This is a genomic window from Bartonella sp. AP150HLJHH, from assembly GCF_042196385.1.
Taxonomy (GTDB): Bacteria; Pseudomonadota; Alphaproteobacteria; order Rhizobiales; family Rhizobiaceae; genus Bartonella.
Genome location: NZ_JBHIQC010000098.1, coordinates 1 through 1,150, shown reverse-complemented (window position 1 = coordinate 1,150; position 1,150 = coordinate 1). Strand labels below are relative to the sequence as shown.

Here is a 1,150-nt window from a genome sequence, read left to right as displayed (position 1 = left end):
GGGCTTATGGAAGTTTGCAGCATGATACCGGTTTTTATATGGATGGGGTGTTATGGTATGGCCTTTTTAAGGGTGATATTTTGACACGAGCACGGGGTAAAGTTGTGGCGTTAAAGGGTAAACAGTTTAGTGGTTCTTTAACGAGTGGCAGAACGTTTGCAACAGGGTATAAAGGTGTTGTTTTTGATCCGTAGATTCAGGTTGTTTATCAGCATCTTCAGTTTAATCAGGCGCGTGATATTGATTTAGGAAAATTTCATGCAATAATTCAGAATGCTCATTCATCATTTTACATATTGAATAAAAACTGAATATTATAAATTTCTTTCATTTCAAACCTGTTTATATTTAATCAATTAACCCCTTGTCTATCACAAACGAAGCTGGCATGCAAAGAAGGACTTTTGAAAAAAGGTAAATTACTCCTTATGAACATTCTCGAGTGCTAAAATCTGCGCAAATATTGAATGCTGAAAAAAGAATGATGATATCCGCGCATGACCGCAATGAAAATAATATCCTGTATCTTATCGAAATTTCTCTGCCACCTATCATTTACAAAAAAACAACCGTAACAACACGATAAAGCATACTTTACTTTTATTATAATTTGACCTCAAACTCCCTCTGTTTATTCTAAAAACAAGTATTTATCCAAAATTCTTAAGTAAACATCCTAAAAAAGGAAACAAATAATATGCGTATGAAATGATATAAACGTAAATAAAGTTCTAAAACAAAATTCAAAAAAATGCATAAAACTCATAAAGACTAAACTTATGATCTATAAAAATGAATAAAGAAATGGACAAAAACAACCACCTATATCGTCTCTTTTGAAAGATTATGCCGAAAGCATTCAGCATTCAAACTTTTCATATTCACAATGAAATCTGTCCTCATATCTTAACATCAAAAATTTTAGAAAAATTTCTCATCGCATAAAAGAAAACATCTATTGTAATCTTTTATATCAAAAAAATAACCATATTGATGAAGCAAAATAAATTTTAATACATTAAAAGGCAGAAAATCTTCTGCCTTTTAACTAAAAATACATATTGCAGCTCTTCAAAAAAGGTGGCGCAATCCAGCAGAGAAACTCGTTCCAGAAAAACCAATTTTCTTAAATCTATGCTGATAAGTGACA

At 31.1% G+C, this 1,150-nt stretch carries 1 protein-coding gene; it reads left to right on the top strand.

Features of this window, described 5'->3' with window-relative positions; translation table 11 throughout:
• On the top strand, positions 1–194 hold a 194-nt coding region (locus tag ACFING_RS09845; protein ID WP_375630784.1), incomplete at its 5' end, for an autotransporter outer membrane beta-barrel domain-containing protein.
• Positions 195–1,150 lie beyond the last annotated feature (956 nt).